We start from the raw sequence: 16,742 nt of genomic DNA, 5'->3' as shown, positions 1-16,742 counted from the left end.
TCAAAATCTATTTTCATCAATGGTTGTGTTTTACTAAACATGGATGGTTAATTTAAAAAAGCAGGTGGTTAGAGTTGAAAGCAAAAAAAATATTAATAATAGACGACGAACCGGCCATCTGTAAAGCTTTACAGATTTCCTTGAAGTCGGAAGGCTTTGAAGTGGATACGGCCCTGTCTGCAAAGGAAGGAATAAAAAAATTCAAGGCAATATTACCGGATGTGGTGGTTCTCGACCTTCGCCTTCCCGATTCGGACGGCATAAAGGTTATGGAATCGATTAAGGCTATAGAAAAAGATACAATTATTATATTAATAACCGCTTACGGTGATACAAAAACAGCGGTGGAAGCGGTGAAAAAAGGTGCCTACGACTTCATTACAAAACCCTTTGACTTAGATGAGCTAAAAATTTCAATAAAAAAAGCCCTGAAAGAAAGAGCTCTGCTGGAAGAAAACAGCCTTTTAAAATCTTTGCAGGAAAAAAGTATATTTATTACAAAAAATAAGGAGCTTTTAAACCTTTTTTCTCAAATTGAAAATATCTCCAGCACTGATTGTCCGGTTTTAATTGAGGGAGAGACGGGTACCGGCAAAGAGGTAATGGCAAAAATCATACATGAAAACAGCGAAAGAAAGACAAAACCCTTCATCCCTATTAACTGCAGTGCCATTCCGGCAAATCTTTTTGAGAGTGAGCTTTTTGGATATGAGAAAAACGCTTTTACCGGGGCCTCGGAGAGAAAAAAGGGTTTAATTGAGCTGGCAAATGGTGGTACATTGTTTCTCGATGAAATTGGGGAGCTTCCCATGGAACTTCAGGCTAAACTTTTGCGCTTTCTTGAGGAAAAAGCCTTGAGAAGGGTAGGAGGGTTAAGTAATATTCCCGTAGATGTAAGGGTTGTTTCCGCCACAAACAGAAACTTGAAAGAGGAAATTGACAGGGGAAATTTCCGAAGGGATTTATATTACAGGCTCTGTGTAGCATATTTTAAGATACCGCCTTTGAGGGAAAGAAAGGAAGATATTTTGCCCATTTCGGAGCACTTTTTAAAAATCTTTAATGCCCAGTTCAATAAAAATATAAAAGGTTTTACCGAAAGGGCAAAGGAAATCCTTTTAAATTATCACTGGCCGGGGAACGTCAGGGAATTGAGAAACATTATTGAAAGGGCTGTAATACTAACAAAAGGGGAATATATAACCGAAAAAGAATTGCCTTTGGAAGTAAGGGATAATTTTGAAATTAAGGTTCTTAATGATTCCGGAGAATTAAACATAATGCCCCTGGAAGAGATGGAAAAATACCATATTAAATTAGCCCTTGAAAAAACCGGAGGGAATATATCAAAAGCGGCAAAACTCCTGGGAATTAGCCGTTTTGCTCTTCAAAGGAGGATAAAAAAATACTTTGAAAGCAATTAGTACCCTTCTTCGCAACAAGGAAGGGTATTTTTTTATATAATCTAAATCTAAAATTATATATAATAAATATAAGGTAATATGGCAAGAAAAGAGGTGAGAAATTTGATAAAAGTACTCGTAGCCGATGATTCTGCACTGATGCGGCTTATGATAAAGGATATTCTCGAAAGCGATCCGGAAATAAAAGTGATAGAGACTGCAAGAAACGGCCGGGATGCGGTTGAAAAAGCAAGGAAATTAAAGCCCGATGTTATAACGATGGATGTTAACATGCCCGAAATGGATGGATTAGAAGCCCTGAAAATTATTAAAGAGGAGAACCTCGGCAGGGTAATAATGCTTTCCTCTATAACCAGGGAAGGGGCAGAGATAACTCTTAAAGCATTGGAATCCGGTGCTTTTGATTTTATACCAAAACCTGGAGGCAGTATATCGATAAATTTAAAGGACCTTTCCGAAGAAATAATTGAAAAAGTAAAAGCTGCGGCAAAAAGTGGATCTCGGGAGCTTTCCACGACAATTCGCGAAAAGAGAGATTTTTCGGATATAAAATATAATACCTCTGCTTCTAATTCGCTAAAAGCAGTAGTCATAGGAATATCCACGGGAGGTCCGAAAAATATAATGGAAGTTTTACCTTATATTCCTTCGGAAATAAATGCTGCAATATTTTTGATACAGCACATGCCCCCCGCATTTACCCTGCAGTATGCCAAAAGGCTTGACGAAAACTCAAAGATAAAAGTGGTGGAAGCCGAAGACGGCATGAGGGTGGAACCGGGTGTCTGCTATGTAGGGAAGGGAGGATACAACCTTTTATTAGAAGGAGACAAACGCGATGCAAGGATAAACCTTACCGATTATCCCAAACACCGATTTATGCCTTCCGCAGATGTGGCCATGAATTCAATACTGCAAATATTCAGGGAAGATACCATAGGAGTTTTGATGACGGGCATGGGTTCTGATGGAGCAGAAGCAATGGTTAAAATAAGGGAAGCCGGAGGAAGGACAATAGCGGAATCGGAAGAAACGGCGGTTATATTTGGCATGCCGAGAGTTGCAATAGAAAAGGGAGGAGCGGAATTTGTCCTCCCAAATTACAAAATTGCGGAAAAAATTGTGGAATTAGCCGGACTTAGAAAATAGTTCGGAAAGGAGTTCTATTACCTTTAATTTATTTTCCTTGTTTTCTTTATCCTCATTAATTTTTGAGATAAGTCTTGCATCCTTCAGGTAAGAATTTACCGTGGAAAGGGATAAATATACTTCTACCTCCTTACCGCAGCGGAAAAGGATTAACGACCTTTTCTTATCCTTTTCTTTAACCTTTTCTATTTCATAAAAGGAAATATAGCCTAAGGTGCCGTCGTTTAACGAAAAGGGCTTTTCCCTGAATTTTACCGGGATCATTATGTAAGAAGAGGATAAAGGGAGGGGGACCCCGTTTCTTCTGTGGATAACCCTTCCGTATTCCTTTCTAATTAAGGTCAAATCCTTTCCAAAATGCCTTGCCATACGGGAAATCAGGGCTTTTACCGTTCTGTTTTCCCGTATTTCCTTTCCGTTTTTTAAAATAACTATACTGGTATTCCCCAGGTCCTTTTCATATACGGGAATAAGAGCGGCTATGCCCTCATTTATTAAAGCTTCGAAGTTTTCTTTTGCCACCAATAGTCCCCCTTTATACAAATTACCAAACACATGTTCTATTATAATTATATAATAGAAATTAAAAATTAAGCAAGGGAAAAAATATTAAAGTCAAACCGATCACCCGGACATTCGGTAGCCGCACCAACCACATCCTTATGTCGCAATATTCCGGTTTTCGGTATTTTATAAACATCCATCAAGTATATCAGGAGCTCTTTTAAGGCCTTTATCTGGGCATCGGTGGGCTTCATGTGTCCTTTTTTGCCGTCAGGATTATCCTTTGAGGAGAAATTTCCTGTAAGCGCAATCCCGATGGACCTAACATTCATATCACCGGCACTGCAGTGAGCTCCCGGAGCGAAATCCGGTCTTCCCGGCTCTACTTTGCCATCCGCCCTGATGAGGTAATGATATCCAATGCTGATTATTACCCCTCCGTCGGAAGTTGCTGTATAGCCTTTTTCAATATATTCCTTGACCAGGTAATCCGGAGAAGTAATTTTCACACCGAAACCTCTTTTTGCGTGGATTCTGTTAATTTCCAGTGCCGACATGTCAGACCCGGCAGTATGGTGCAAAACGATAAAGCGTGGGTAAAGCCTATCCATGTAATTCCCTCCTGCTAATTTTTTTGTTCTTTTATTCCCTCTATAACTTTGGCCAGCTCGAAAATGCTCGATGTAAGGCTCTCCATTTTTGACTCGATCCTTACGAGAAGGTAGATTGAGACAACTATGGGAAAGCCTACATTGGCTACCTGAGCCACCAGTCCTTCCATAAAAACCCTTCCTTTCTATAAGACTATGAAAATTTCATTCATTTTGTTAAATAAATTAAAAGGATTTTAAAAAGCGGGGGGTAACCCCGCTTTTTTATGCCGTTGGTATAACTTCGATGACATCCCTTACAACAATCCTCGCTCCTAAGGCTTTTACCAGGTCGCCTCCCGTCGAGGAAAATACGTTTTTTAAGAGAATTAAGTTCATAGCGCTTTGCACGTTTTCGGGAGTAAGGTCCTGTTTGGGATCGGGTACGGTAAACCTTACGGTTTTACCGGCGGCATTTTGAAAGGAAAGCTCTAAGTTGCTGGTCATATTTTTCACCTCCATCATTTTTTAAAGTTTGGATTACCGTTAATTGCTTTCTGTAAGTTCGACTTCCACCGTTTTTCTTACGGCTTTAAGGGAGTAAGCCTGAAGCCCCGCTAAAGCCTTGGCCACATCCATTACATCCTGATCCTGTGCATCGGTCTTTAAGTTTCTGAAAGACCTTGCTTTTACCACGGGCTTTCCCAGTTCATCAAGTCCGGTTTCCACGTGGATTTCCAGGACCGCATTGATAGGGGTAACGTTTACCATGCCATTCACCTCCAGTATTTTTTATTGCCGCGCGACAATTCTAATTATAAGGGGATTAAAAGGAAAAAGAAAAAGCCGGGGGAATCCCGGTCGAAGTTCGAGACAGAACAAATGTTTGTAATTCAATTATTAACAAACATTTAAAATTTTAAAATTTGAAGTTGCTCTTTTATAAATAATAATTTTTTCATATATTTGAAAGAGTGCTTTCATAAGTAAAATTTTACATAAAAAATATTATTTGGTAAAATAAACTACAGATTTCGACATAAAGGGGGATATTTATGAAAAGCATAAAAACAAAGATGATTTTGCTTTTCACGCTTATCATCCTTGTCGGAATGGCAGCCCTTTCATTCACTGGTTATTATTTTGCCATGAAATCCCTTACCGGAGAAGTAGAAAAAGCCCTGGTCAATATTTCATATGAAGTATCAAAAACGATAGCCCAGAGGATAGAGCACCGGTTGACATTGCTAACGACTGTTTCTACGGATGAAAAAGTTAGGGATACTGGAATATCAATGACGGAAAAGGTTGAAATAATTAAAAGAAAAATAGGAGATACAGATTTTAAAACAGTAGGGGTAACTTTAGAAAATGGAGATTTATATTTAAATAATGGAAAAGTAATAAACGTTTCCGACAGAGACTATTTTAAAAAAGCCCTCTCGGGGCAAAGGGTGGTCACCGAGCCTTTAATTAGCAGGGATGACGGTTCGATTGTTGTGGTTTATGCCGTTCCGCTGAAGGATTTATCGGGCAAGATAGCCGGAGCGGTAATAGGAACGGTAGATGCCAAAAAACTTTCGGACATTATTTCCGATGTAAAATACGGAGAAACAGGATACGGAATGATATTTTCCGGGGATGGGACAATAATAGCTCATAAGGATTTTCAGAGGGTGCAAAACAGGGAAAACTACATTGAAATGGCTAAAACAAAGCCTGAATACGCCGAATTGGCAGGTATTATTCAAAAAGCAGTTTCCGAAAAATCCATGGGATTTGGCAAATACACCTTCGAAGGCCAGAAAAAATACCTGGGATATTGCTATATGCCCGACACGGGCTGGATAATTGGGGTAAATGTCCTCGAATCTGAAATTCTTGGTTCCGTAGGAATTCTAAGGAAAACCCTCCTTTTTATTTCCGCGATATTTTTGATATTAGCCGCCCTGATTACATATTTTGTAAGCCGGAGCATTTCAAATCCAATTATTGAAATTGTGCAGTATATAAAAGAGTTATCCGGCGGAGATTATTCTAAAAAACTACAGGAAAGATTTTTAAGGTATAAAGATGAAATTGGAGAACTTTCCCATGCAGTGGAAATATTGAGAGAAAATGTCTGCAGTGTTGTAAAAAATATAAAGGAAAACGCATCCCGGCTGCTTAACAGCTCCGAATCTTTAAGTGCCGCAGCAGAAGAGATCGCAGCTTCTTCGGCAGAAGTGGCAAAAACCATCCAGGAAGTATCGGTAGGCACCTCAAACCAGGCTTCGGACAGTCAGGAAATTGTGGCGTTAATAAAAAACATTACCGATAACATTGATAATGTGTACAGGAAATTGAAGGCAGTAAAAGAAAGTTCGGAAAAAGCTCAGGAAATAACAGATGAAGGGAAGAATGTACTGGATGGATTGATCCGAAGCATAGAAAATATCAGAAAGGCTTTCGAAGAAGTGACATCAAGGGTAAAAAATCTGATTTCTTCGGTATCCCAGGTGGGGGAAATAAACGAAATTATTAACGGAATTGCGGAACAGACAAATTTACTGGCGTTAAATGCGGCTATCGAGGCTGCAAGGGCGGGAGAAGTAGGGAAAGGTTTTGCAGTAGTAGCTTCGGAAATAAGGAAGCTGGCAGAAGAAACCAAATCCTCATCGGTGAGAATTAAAAAATTAATAAACGATATAGGAAAAGAAACAGAAGAAGTATCCAGCACTTCCGATCGGGTGTACGATATGCTGAATTCCCAGGTATCTGCAGTAAAGGATACTTTAACATCCTTTGATAATATACTGAACTCTATTAGCAATATCGCACCTCTTATAAAAGATACTTATACAGCCTTAGATGAAACCGTAAAATCCAAGGATACGGTGCTGTCAAAAGCCGAAAGCATCACTTCGGTGGTTGAAGAAATATCCGCTTCAGCAGAGGAGGTCTCCGCCTCGGCACAAGAGTTGAGCGCCAGCACGGAAGAAATAGCTGCCACGGCACAGAGTCTTACCGACATTGCCCGGGAAATGACGGAATCGGTAAATAAGTTCAAGGTGGAGTAGATAAAAAAAGCGGGATTATTTGTCCCGCTTTTAAATTTATACTGGATTTCTATTTTTTCGGTTGCCATTCTTTCCATACGTTACCTGCTAGAGCAGTAGATGGTTTCAGGGTTTTATCCCCTTCCTGCCATCCTGAAGGCATTACTTCTCCTGTTTTTTGATGGTGCTGATATGCTTTTATCTGGCGTAATAGCTCTTTTGGATTTCTTCCTACAGGTGGGGTTAGCACTTCCATTGCAACTATAGTGCCTTCTGGATCTATCAAAAATCTTCCTCTAACATGTGTTCCTGAGTTTTCGTCATATACATCATACAGCTTTCCAATACTTCCATTTTGGTCTGATACCATGGGATAAGGAATTCCGCCTTCAACCATTTTTGAAAGTTCAATTTCATTCCATATTTTGTGAGAAAATACGCTGTCTACGCTTACTGATATCACTTCCACATTTAGTTTTTGAAGTTCATCATAGCTTACAGCTATGTGTGAAAGTTCTGTCGGTCAAACAAAGGTAAAGTCTCCGGGATAAAAGCACAGAACCACCCATTTTCCTTTATAGTCTTCTAGGGTTATGTTTGTGATTTTACCTTTATAGAAAGCCTTTCCAGTAAAGTTTGGAGCTTTTTTTCCGACTAACATATGAACACTCCTTTCTATAACATAAATTTTATTTAAGTTAATATTTTATTCGACAAAAATCGGTATAATCCTTCACAAATTAAACAAAAATATAAATTATAAGACTATTCTTTAATAATTTCATCCTTTTCTATTAAAAAAACATTTTTAAAATCACCTGCGTATTTTATTAATTCTTCAGAAAATCCGCTTTTTGAAAATAAAAAGTAAAATTTTTTGCTGTAATCAAATAACATGCTTTTTTCAATTAAGCTATCTAAGGTGTCCTTATCCATTTTTGAATTTTTCCATTTGCATTCACAAAAAATAATGTTTTCTTTGTCAAAAGCTACTATATCTATCTCCTCTTCTCGCCTTTTGTAAGGATTATTCCCCCACCATTTGCCTATTTTTTCAAATACGAAGGGCAGTTTTCTATTTTTATTTAATAACTTAAGGTAGTCCATGCAAATTTCTTCATAAACCCCGCCCAAGTATTCATTGATATAGGGCTTTATTTTATTTTCAATAACTTCATCCAAAAGCCCCATTTCGATAAGGTCCTTATTTGGAAATACAAATCTGTACCAGAATCTAAAAAAGTTATCCTTAATTTTATAAATGCTTTTTCTGATTTTTTCTTTAATTTCGACAGGGGTTAATTTTTCTATTATCTTTAAATCGATTAGTGTCGAAATATACTTGGAGCATTTATCCGTATCCATTCCTACCTTTGTGGCTATTTCGTTTAATTTGCTGCTGCCGTTGGCAATGGCTTCTATTATTGAATTGTACATCACCGGTTCCCTTAGTTCCTGTTTTAGAAGATACTTTGGTTCATCATATAGGTAGGATATTTTATCTAAAATTTTTTCTTTAATATTTTCATATATTCCTTTTGCATCATCAAAGTTGTTCAAATATTGAGGGATACCGCCCAGTATTCCGTAAACAGTAACTTGATCTTCAAAATTGTAATTTGGGAAAAATTTTCTGCTTTCATAAAAATTAAAAGGTTCCACTGACATTTGAGCTGTTCTGCGGCCGTAAAGGGGGCTTTTATAACTTAGAACTTCTTTTTCGATGAAGCTAACGGAAGAACCACATATGATAAAAAATAGTTTAGTATTTTTTAGATGATGGTCAATAAGATTTTGTAATAAAGACGGTATGGTTTTATTTGCATTTACAATGTAGGGAAACTCATCTATAACAAGTACTATACGCCTATCTTTTGCTTGTTCGGCTATAAAAAGAAATGCTTTTTCCCAGGATTCAAACCGACTAACAAATCCACTTAGCCCAAAAAAGGAGAGTATTTTATTCGAAAATGACTCAAGAGCTATCTTATCGTTATGTTCCTCTGCTACATAAAAAATAGAAGGTTTATCTTTACAAAATTCTGTAAGCAATGTAGTTTTTCCAACTCGTCTTCTTCCATACATAACAATAAAATGAAATTTATTTTCATTATAAAGCTTATTTAATACGCTGAGTTCCTGCTCTCTACCAATAAACATAAAAGAATCACCTCAAAATATTAGTATATTTAAAGTTACTAACTCTAAAGTTACTAACTCTAAAGTTACAAAAATTATAGCATATCATTAAAATTATTTCCATATTATTATTCATTATACCTTATACCTTTTCTTGCGTAATAAAAAAGGATGCAAAATTATGATAGAAACTGAATTAATCCAAATTGGCATAAAAAATTTTGATATAATTAAAGAAAAAAACAAAAAGAGGAGAAATCATGGCCTTTTTCGATAAAATACCCGAAAACCTATTTTCAGTGCTTTCATCGAAAAATAAACATATTTATGTAGAATGCCTTTTTATAATCTTTAAGGCTTACAGGGAGGAAGTGCTGTTAAGAAAGGACGACATTGTGGAAAGGTTAAAGAGCTTTCTCGAGGTTTCCAACTTTTCACCCGAAGGTGAGGAAGAAGAACTTCCCGAGGAAAACAATCTTTCCTCCATTGCCCATTTTATATTAAGGAAGCTTGAAAAAACCGGGTGGATTTACCGGGATTACGCGGAAAATTTTTTTGAAGAATTGGTGTACCTTCACGACTACTCCATAAAAATATTGAACACCCTTTACGAACTTCAAAATCAGGAGGTAAAGGACTACAATTCCTTTGTCCACTCGGCATACAACAATTTGAAAAATCAGGATGTGGAAAGAAGCGAAGATGCCATTTTTGCCCTTTTGGAAGCCCACAAAAAGACAAGAGAGCTTATAGATGAACTGAAAAGCCTTTTAAACAACCTGAGGAAATACCATCAGATGCTGTATGAAAAGGAAGAGGTAAGAGAGATTCTAAAAGAGCACTTCGACGAGTTTAAAGAATTGGTAGATGACAGGATATACCACCCTTTAAAGACCTTCGACTCCATTCCCCGGTATAAAACCCCCATAATTAATATATTGAACTCGTGGCTCACCGACAGGGAGATGATGGACCTCCTTGTAAGATCATCGTTGAAAAGAAGGATATACAAAGACGAAGGAGAGGCTATTTCAAAAATAACGGGAATGATAAACGATATTTTGGAAATTTACTATAAAATCGACCTTTTGCTTTACGAAATAGACAAGAAAAGGGCTTCCTACACCAGGGCTTCGGTGGAAAGGATGCAGTACCTCTTAAATGCGGATTTGAGCATTAAGGGGAAAATTGTTGAGATATTAAAAGCCCTGCCCGAAAGGGAAAACATATACGAAGCAGTGAATAAAAATATCAACATATTTTTACAAAATTACGTCGACGAAAATTCCCTTTACATTAAAAAGCCTGAAAGGAAAATACCCGACGATAAATTTATTAAAATCCCCGAAATCGGCGATGATGCGAGCGATTTTGAAAGGGAAATGGACTTTTTAAAGGAGAGGCTAAAAAACAGTTTCACCCGCCAGAAGATTTATAAATTTTTTAAAGAGCTTTTAAAAGGGAAAAGCGAAATTCAATCAAAGGATATAATAATTGAAAACGATGAAGAATTCATAATGCTCATCCTCGGGGTATTTATGCACGACGAAAAGGGCTCCTTTTACGATGTGGTGTTCGAAGAAGGAAGTGTTTTCATAAACGGATATAAAATCCCGCAAATGAGGATAAAAAAGAAGGTGTAAAGATGTGGTATGAAGAATACGAAAATTTAAGCGATGCCGATAAAAGGGAGTTTACAAGGCTCGTAAACTTCCTGCTTTCTCACAATTTTATATTAAGGGAAAAATTCGATACAAAATTAATGAGCCTCAGGATAAACCCGGACTACAGATTTATCGAGCGCCACTTCGAGATTTTTACAAACTATCTTTCCATCGCCGGATGGGAACTGCAAAAGGACAACAACTACGGGGTAATATCCCTTTACAACAGGTTTGAACTCAACCGGGCGAGATTGAAGAAATTCGACACCTTAGCGCTCTTTGCACTAAGGCTGTTGTACGAAGAAGAAAGGGAAAAGCTGTCCTTAAGGAAAGAGGTAATAGTGACCAAGGGGGATGTGGTAAAAAAACTTTTAAACATAGGTGTCATAGATAAAAAACCGGCGGAAAGGGACTTAAAGGATGCGTTGAATTTTTTCAAAAATTATCAGATAATAGAAAAAATGGATAATGCAGCGGACGACTACGAGAGCAAGATAATTATATACCCCACCATTTTGTTTATTATTACCAATGAAAAGATAAACTCAATTTACAATATGCTGGGTGAGGATTTTTCCGATGAAGAAAACGACCTTACGGAGGAGGAATAAAAAATGTCTTTAGGATGGCTAGTTACCTTTTCGAGCAAAGTTAAAATGGGCATATTCGAAGATTTTGAGATAGATTTTAAACCGCAGGGGGAGATAAATTGAAGCTTTTAAAAAAACTTTTGCTTATCAACTGGCATTACATTTACCATGAAGTAATCGAATTTGAAATGATAAATTTCCTCACCGGGAAAAACGGTGCCGGAAAATCCACAATAATAGATGCCTTACAGGTGCTCATACTCGGTGATACAAAAGGAGACTTTTTCAACAAAGCTGCCAACGATAAATCCAAAAGGACCCTGAAAAGCTACTTAAGGGGAGAAATTGCTGACGACGGGGAAGGCGGCTTTGTAGTTTTAAGAAGCGGCAATTTTACAAGCTACATTGCGGGAGAATTTTACGATACGGTGAAAAAAACAAGCTTTTCTTACGGAGTTGTATTTGACGCTTACGAGGATGGGGAAATTAACCATAAGTTTTTTTATTTGGACTCTGCATTACCCGAAAATCAATTCGTAATGGGAGGTTTTCCTTTAAATATAAGGAATTTAAGGACATACTTAAGCTCTAAATACAAAGAAAGGTATAAAATCTTCGATTCCAATCGGGAGTACCAGCTTCACTTTATAACAAAAATGGGGAGTTTGAACGAAAAATTTTACAGGGTTTTTAGAAAATCCGTCCCCTTTTCTCCCATTATCGATATAGAAAATTTCATAAGCGAGTACGTCTGCGATGTGCAAAATAAGATAGATATTTCCAGCATGCAGGAAAACCTGAGGTATTACAAAGAGCTGGAGTACCAGGCCGAGCAGGTCAAAAAAAGGGTCCAAGCCTTAAAGGAAATAGAAGAGCTTTTTGAAAGCTTTTTAAACGAAGAAAAAAGGTTAAAAGAGCAGGAATACCTCATAAAAAGAGCTGAAGTGGAAAAGAAGAAGAACGAAAAGCAGGATTTGCTGAAGGCGATAAAGGAAAAAGAGAATACAATAAAAGAAAAAGAACAATACAAGCTTTCCCTTGAGGAAAAATTAAAAACCCTCGAAGGGCAGAGGGAATCACTTATAAAGGAAAAATACAGCTTACAGGCCTACCAGAAAAAGGACATGCTTGAAAGGGAAGAAAAAAGCTTATTAGAAAATATCAATGGCAAAAAGGCAAGCATATCAAGCTTTTTGGAATTCCTTTCAAGGCTTTTAAAAAATTGGGAAAAGACCGTTGAAGATTTCTCTACCTTTGCAGAAGAAGAGTTTGGCGAAAATTTAGCCTTAAATATAAAAAAAGGTATACAGGAACTAAAAGCCCTTTCCTTTGAAAATGTTGAAAATATAAAGGAAGAAGATTTGTCCCTTTTAAAAGAGCTCACTTTTGGATTTAAAAATAAGATTGAAAAACTATACTTTTCTTTAGAACAGGAAAAATCGGCTTTGGAAGCCCTTCTTTTAGAACTAAGAAGTGAAATTGAAAACCTGAAAAAGGGAATAAAGCCCTATGACAAAAAGCTTTTAGAACTAAAAAGTGAAATAGAGACGGCTTTAAAAAATAAATATAGAAGGGATGTCAAAGTTGAAATACTGGCAGACCTTATAGAGGTAAAGGATAAAAAATGGCACAATGCAGTTGAGGCATACCTTCACACCCAGAAGTTTTACCTTATTGCGGAGCCGAGGTATTTTGTCGATGCCTTAAAAATTTACGATGAACAAAAGTTTAAAAAAGGTTTTTACGACATAGGGCTTGTGGATACGGGAAAACTGGAAAGGCAAAACATCAAGGTAGAAAAAAATAGCCTAGCCTTTGAAGTGGTGACCGAGAATAGATACGCCCGCCTTTTTGTGGACTACATCCTGGGCAGGGTAGTAAAATGCGAAAGGGTGGAAGAATTAAGGAATTACGCTACTGCCATTACTCCCGATTGCATGCTGTATCAAAATTACGTTGCAAGGCAGCTCAGTCCCGAAAGGTACAAGACTCCCTATATAGGTAAAAAGTCCTTAGAAAAACTATTAGAGGTAAAATTGGCCGAAAAAGATGAAAAGGAAGGGCTTTTGAATAAAATAAAGGAAAAATACGAAACCTTAAGCAAAATAAAAAATATAGAGCCCATAACGGAGATTTTTATAGAGAATGCAAAAGGCGCAAAAAAGGAAAAGCAAGATTATATATCCTTAAAAGAGGCTCTGGAAAGTGTAAGAAGGGAGCTTTCTAACCTTGACCTTTCAAAAATTTTAGAAATAGATGAAAAAATACAAAAAACGGAAAGGGAAATGGAAAATATAAAAAGGGAAAGGGAAAAAATTACCGGCGAAATAAACAAAATCAATTCAGAAATTCAGGTTGATAGCTACAGGTTAAGGGAAGTCGAAATGGAGCTTAATGAAAAACAAAAGGAGATAGAACTTTCCTTTGAACCCGAATTTGTAAAGGAAACGGGTGAGCCAAGATTTTTAAGGGAGCTTGAAAACAGGAAACTTCCAGAAAACATTATAAGCGCCTTTTTAAGCCAGGTGGCAAGGACGAGGAGCCAGAAGGAAAAAAGGTGGAGCGAGCTTTTGAACAAAAGGTCGGACTACAACAGGGAGTACAAAATGCCCTATGATATCTCGTCTTTTGATAACGGCGAATACAAAAAGGAACTGGAAAGGCTTTTGAATACCGAACTTCCTTTATACGAAGAAAAAATAAAGGATGCCAAGGAAAAGGCGAGGATGCAGTTTCAGGACGACTTTATAAGCAAGCTAAAGCAAAACATCGATACCGTTTACGCTCAGATAGAGGAACTAAATACCGCCTTAAAGCAGTTTTCCTTCGGAAAGGATAGATACAAATTCGAGGTAAAGCCCAATCCCGCTTACAGAAAATTTTACGACATGATAATGGACGGGATGCTGCTTGAGGGATACACCATATTTTCCATAGAATTTCAAAACAAGCACCGGGACGCTTTAGAAGAGCTTTTCAACCAGATAGTCTACGTGGGTGAACAAAACCTTTCCGTCGACGAGAGGGTAAGGCTTGAGGAAAACATTCAAAAATTCACCGACTACAGGACGTATCTTAACTTTGACCTCGTAGTCACCGATGAACAGGGAAGGGAATCGAGGCTTTCCAGGACCCTCCTTAAAAAATCGGGAGGCGAGACCCAGACCCCCTTTTACATCTCCATTCTTGCATCCTTCGGCAGGATATACAGGATGGGGAATATGTACAGGGAAAACAATACCTTGAGGCTCATAATCTTCGATGAAGCCTTCAGCAAAATGGACCACCAGAGGGTGCAGGAAAGCATAAAACTTCTGAGGAACATGGGTTTTCAGGCGATTATATCCGCACCTACGGAAAAAATCCAGGACATAGCCACTCTGGTGGACAGGAACCTTTGCGTCATAAGGAGCAAAAACAGGATTATCGTGCGCGCCTTCGACCCGAGGGAGGTTCTGGAGGAGGCTGAGGTAAGCGTTGGATTATAAAAAAGCCCTGTTAAACAAACTCCTTGAAAAATACGAAAAAAGCAAAATATTTTCCGGCAAATCTAAAGTAGAAAGAAGGATAAAGATAGACTTTACAAAGAAAGAATTTCCCCATTACGACCTGGAAAATGTGGAAGCAAAGGAGAATATACATTATGCATTAAAGGAATTAGAAGGTGAAGGAGTCATTGAAATCAAATGGGCAAAATTCGAAGAAGGGAATATAGTAGAAAAAGTGTTTTTAAATACGCAAAACTTAGAAAAAGCCTATGAAATTGCAAAAAGGGAGCCGAAAGAGTCCATTTTAAACAGGATGGCAGAAAAGCTTTTGAATTTAAAAAAAGATGTTAAAGAAAATTGGCTTTCGGATTTTATAGATTTTGAATTAGAAAATATTAAGGCTAAAAACTACCCCGCATACCTTCCAAAGGAAGAAGACCTAATGGAACTTACCTTAAAAGCATTAAAGGGCATAGACGAAAAAGGGGATGAAGAGCTTTTGGAGAGGGTTTTCAGCAAAAGATATTTAAAAGGGAGCAAGGAATTTGAGAAGGTGAGGGCAAAGGTATTTGCCGTATTAAAAGAGTTTTTTTTAAAGGAGGATGTGGAAGAGAAAGAAGCCTTTGAAAAAATAGGCATAGTAAAGACCATAGAAGAAATATTATTTTTCGGCTCGTTGAAGGTAAGCTTAAAGGGTAATATTTTGGATTTTTCCCTTTTTCCCTTCGGTGCATCCTTAAACAGCCTGTCTATCAAGGAACTTCAAATAATCGATTTATCCTGCGAAAAAATAATTACCGTCGAAAACAAGGCAAATTTTTATTACCTTCTAAAGGATGCGGATTTAAGAGAAGATTTCATCCTCTACCTTGGAGGCTTTTACAGCCCATCAAAAAGGCTTTTTTTAGAAAAGCTTTACGAGTTTATTAAAGAAAAAAATAAACCCGTAAAAATATTCCACTGGGGAGACATAGACCTGGGCGGGTTTAAAATCTTTTTAAAATTAAAGGAAATAATACCGGATTTAATTCCCTTATATATGGATAGAGAAACCCTGATAAAGTATAAAGACTTAGGAGAGCCTTTGGAAAAGGTTTACGAAGAAAAATTGAGGAACTTATTAGAAAAACAGGATTTTAAAGAATTCCATGATGTAATAAAAGAGATGCTGAAACTGGGTATAAGACTCGAACAGGAGGCCGTGATTTCGTGAGGAGGAACAAAAATGATTAAATACGGCAAAAAGCTTCCAAAGGACATATTAAATAGAGCTTTGGAGAAGCTTCCCGAAGTTTTCAAAAACTATCCGGAAATAATAGCAGCGTACATTTACGGTTCCTATGCTACAGGTAAAACCACGGATTTAAGCGACATTGACATCGCAGTGCTTTTAAAAACAAAGGCAACGGATAAAGAAATTTTCTATATGGAACTCAAACTTATAGGAGATATTTCCGATGCCCTTGAAACGGATGAATTCGACCTTGTTATACTCAACAATTGTCCTCCGTATCTGAAATACGAAGTAATTTCATCAAATAAATTAATTTACGAAAAGGATAAAGAAGCAAGGTGCGATTTCCAGGTAAGAGCTTTAGAGGAGTATTTTGATGTGAAACATATTTATGATGAGTATAATTTTTATTTGAAAAAAAGGATAAAAGAAGGGAGGTTTATAGTTTGAATAAAGAGAAAATTTTCAGGCAGCTATCCCTATTAAATAAGTACCTAAAAGAATTAAACAGCTTAAAAAATATTCCTTTTGATGAATTTGAAGAAAATTCGATTACAAGGGCAGCAGCTGAAAGGCTTTTGCAGGTAGCTATAGAAACCGTCCAAAATATAGGTAATCATATAATTGCCAGCAGGGGTTACAGGAATCCTAAAGACTATGCCGATATATTCAGGGTGCTTGAAGAAGAAAAAATTTTACCTCATGATTTTTCCGAAAGCCTGCAGCAAATGGCTAAATTCAGGAATAGGCTTGTACATATTTACTGGGATATAGATATAAAAAAGGTTTATGATATTATACAAAATAATTTGGAGGACTTTGAAAGGTTTGCGCAAATAATATTGGAAGAAATGGTAAAAGAAAACTGAAAAAGGGAATTTCAAAATAAAAAATTTCCTGCTAAAATTAATTTTGGTGTATT

16 protein-coding genes are annotated in these 16,742 nt (G+C 37.1%); 9 read left to right on the top strand and 7 right to left on the bottom strand.

What is annotated here, in order from left to right:
* Positions 1-74 precede the first annotated feature (74 nt).
* Positions 75-1,424 carry a sigma-54-dependent transcriptional regulator gene (locus tag ACPLOV_RS02150; protein ID WP_424910502.1) on the top strand — a complete coding sequence of 450 codons (1,350 nt, stop codon included), beginning with the start codon at positions 75-77 and terminating at the stop codon, positions 1,422-1,424.
* 102 nt (positions 1,425-1,526) lie between these two features.
* Positions 1,527-2,573: a protein-glutamate methylesterase/protein-glutamine glutaminase gene (locus tag ACPLOV_RS02145; protein ID WP_424910501.1), complete on the top strand. Its 1,047-nt coding sequence runs from the start codon at positions 1,527-1,529 to the stop codon at positions 2,571-2,573.
* Here ACPLOV_RS02145 and ACPLOV_RS02140 read toward each other — a convergent pair.
* The 5 genes from ACPLOV_RS02140 to ACPLOV_RS02120 form a co-directional block, all read right to left on the bottom strand.
* Positions 2,553-3,095: a competence protein ComK gene (locus tag ACPLOV_RS02140; RefSeq protein WP_424910500.1), complete on the bottom strand. Its 543-nt coding sequence runs from the start codon at positions 3,093-3,095 to the stop codon at positions 2,553-2,555. The genes ACPLOV_RS02145 and ACPLOV_RS02140 overlap by 21 nt on opposite strands.
* Before the next feature lie 68 nt (positions 3,096-3,163).
* Positions 3,164-3,688, bottom strand: coding sequence for a peptidoglycan recognition protein family protein (locus ACPLOV_RS02135; RefSeq protein WP_424910499.1), 525 nt, complete (start codon positions 3,686-3,688; stop codon positions 3,164-3,166).
* 14 nt (positions 3,689-3,702) lie between these two features.
* Positions 3,703-3,858, bottom strand: coding sequence for a YvrJ family protein (locus ACPLOV_RS02130; protein ID WP_083947333.1), 156 nt, complete (start codon positions 3,856-3,858; stop codon positions 3,703-3,705).
* A gap of 94 nt (positions 3,859-3,952) precedes the next feature.
* The gene (locus tag ACPLOV_RS02125) at positions 3,953-4,174 is read right to left on the bottom strand and encodes a DUF2922 domain-containing protein (protein ID WP_424910498.1); all 222 of its coding nucleotides are present in this window, start codon (positions 4,172-4,174) and stop codon (positions 3,953-3,955) included.
* A gap of 39 nt (positions 4,175-4,213) precedes the next feature.
* Positions 4,214-4,438, bottom strand: coding sequence for a DUF1659 domain-containing protein (locus ACPLOV_RS02120; protein WP_424908981.1), 225 nt, complete (start codon positions 4,436-4,438; stop codon positions 4,214-4,216).
* Between the two features lie 284 nt (positions 4,439-4,722).
* Between ACPLOV_RS02120 and ACPLOV_RS02115 the strand changes: the two genes are divergently transcribed.
* Positions 4,723-6,726 (top strand): methyl-accepting chemotaxis protein, encoded by a 2,004-nt coding sequence (locus ACPLOV_RS02115; protein ID WP_424910497.1) that lies wholly within the window; start codon positions 4,723-4,725, stop codon positions 6,724-6,726.
* A gap of 49 nt (positions 6,727-6,775) precedes the next feature.
* On the opposite strand, the gene prxU is transcribed toward ACPLOV_RS02115, so the two are convergent.
* Entirely contained in the window at positions 6,776-7,366 is a 591-nt protein-coding gene (prxU, locus tag ACPLOV_RS02110) for a thioredoxin-dependent peroxiredoxin (protein ID WP_424910496.1), read from the bottom strand.
* A gap of 104 nt (positions 7,367-7,470) precedes the next feature.
* The gene (locus ACPLOV_RS02105; RefSeq protein WP_424910495.1) at positions 7,471-8,865 is read right to left on the bottom strand and encodes an ATP-binding protein; all 1,395 of its coding nucleotides are present in this window, start codon (positions 8,863-8,865) and stop codon (positions 7,471-7,473) included.
* 239 nt (positions 8,866-9,104) lie between these two features.
* Here ACPLOV_RS02105 and ACPLOV_RS02100 point away from each other — a divergent pair, with 239 nt between their 5' ends.
* The 6 genes from ACPLOV_RS02100 to hepT all read left to right on the top strand — a co-directional run bounded on the left by ACPLOV_RS02100 (position 9,105) and on the right by hepT (position 16,689).
* Positions 9,105-10,487, top strand: a complete 1,383-nt coding sequence (locus ACPLOV_RS02100; RefSeq protein WP_424910494.1) for a Wadjet anti-phage system protein JetA family protein — start codon at positions 9,105-9,107, stop codon at positions 10,485-10,487.
* A 2-nt stretch (positions 10,488-10,489) separates the two neighbouring features.
* Positions 10,490-11,119 carry a DUF4194 domain-containing protein gene (locus tag ACPLOV_RS02095; protein WP_424910493.1) on the top strand — a complete coding sequence of 210 codons (630 nt, stop codon included), beginning with the start codon at positions 10,490-10,492 and terminating at the stop codon, positions 11,117-11,119.
* Between the two features lie 98 nt (positions 11,120-11,217).
* Positions 11,218-14,586, top strand: coding sequence for an ATP-binding protein (locus tag ACPLOV_RS02090; protein WP_424910492.1), 3,369 nt, complete (start codon positions 11,218-11,220; stop codon positions 14,584-14,586).
* Positions 14,576-15,799, top strand: a complete 1,224-nt coding sequence (locus ACPLOV_RS02085) for a Wadjet anti-phage system protein JetD domain-containing protein (protein WP_424910491.1) — start codon at positions 14,576-14,578, stop codon at positions 15,797-15,799. Before ACPLOV_RS02090 ends, ACPLOV_RS02085 begins: the two co-directional genes overlap by 11 nt.
* A 12-nt stretch (positions 15,800-15,811) precedes the next feature.
* Complete coding sequence (mntA, locus tag ACPLOV_RS02080) at positions 15,812-16,270, top strand: type VII toxin-antitoxin system MntA family adenylyltransferase antitoxin (protein ID WP_424910490.1); 459 nt, start codon at positions 15,812-15,814, stop codon at positions 16,268-16,270.
* Positions 16,267-16,689, top strand: coding sequence for a type VII toxin-antitoxin system HepT family RNase toxin (hepT, locus tag ACPLOV_RS02075; protein WP_424909775.1), 423 nt, complete (start codon positions 16,267-16,269; stop codon positions 16,687-16,689). The genes mntA and hepT overlap by 4 nt, the downstream gene beginning before the upstream one ends.
* The last annotated feature ends 53 nt before the right edge of the window (positions 16,690-16,742 follow it).

The organism is Thermovenabulum sp., assembly GCF_049723235.1.
In the GTDB taxonomy this organism is placed as follows: domain Bacteria; phylum Bacillota; class Thermosediminibacteria; order Thermosediminibacterales; family Thermosediminibacteraceae; genus Thermovenabulum.
Note: the sequence above shows the minus strand (reverse complement) of the source record. Positions and strands in the feature narration are given on the sequence as shown.

Excerpts from the sequence above, each read along its gene's own strand:
- ACPLOV_RS02135 (WP_424910499.1), bottom strand. The coding sequence starts at position 3,688 with ATGGATAGGCTTTACCCACGCTTTATCGTTTTGCACCATACTGCCGGG.
- ACPLOV_RS02130 (WP_083947333.1), bottom strand. The coding sequence starts at position 3,858 with ATGGAAGGACTGGTGGCTCAGGTAGCCAATGTAGGCTTTCCCATAGTT.
- ACPLOV_RS02125 (WP_424910498.1), bottom strand. The coding sequence starts at position 4,174 with ATGACCAGCAACTTAGAGCTTTCCTTTCAAAATGCCGCCGGTAAAACC.
- ACPLOV_RS02120 (WP_424908981.1), bottom strand. The coding sequence starts at position 4,438 with ATGGTAAACGTTACCCCTATCAATGCGGTCCTGGAAATCCACGTGGAA.
- ACPLOV_RS02115 (WP_424910497.1), top strand. The coding sequence starts at position 4,723 with ATGAAAAGCATAAAAACAAAGATGATTTTGCTTTTCACGCTTATCATC.
- ACPLOV_RS02105 (WP_424910495.1), bottom strand. The coding sequence starts at position 8,865 with ATGTTTATTGGTAGAGAGCAGGAACTCAGCGTATTAAATAAGCTTTAT.
- ACPLOV_RS02100 (WP_424910494.1), top strand. The coding sequence starts at position 9,105 with ATGGCCTTTTTCGATAAAATACCCGAAAACCTATTTTCAGTGCTTTCA.
- ACPLOV_RS02095 (WP_424910493.1), top strand. The coding sequence starts at position 10,490 with ATGTGGTATGAAGAATACGAAAATTTAAGCGATGCCGATAAAAGGGAG.
- mntA (WP_424910490.1), top strand. The coding sequence starts at position 15,812 with ATGATTAAATACGGCAAAAAGCTTCCAAAGGACATATTAAATAGAGCT.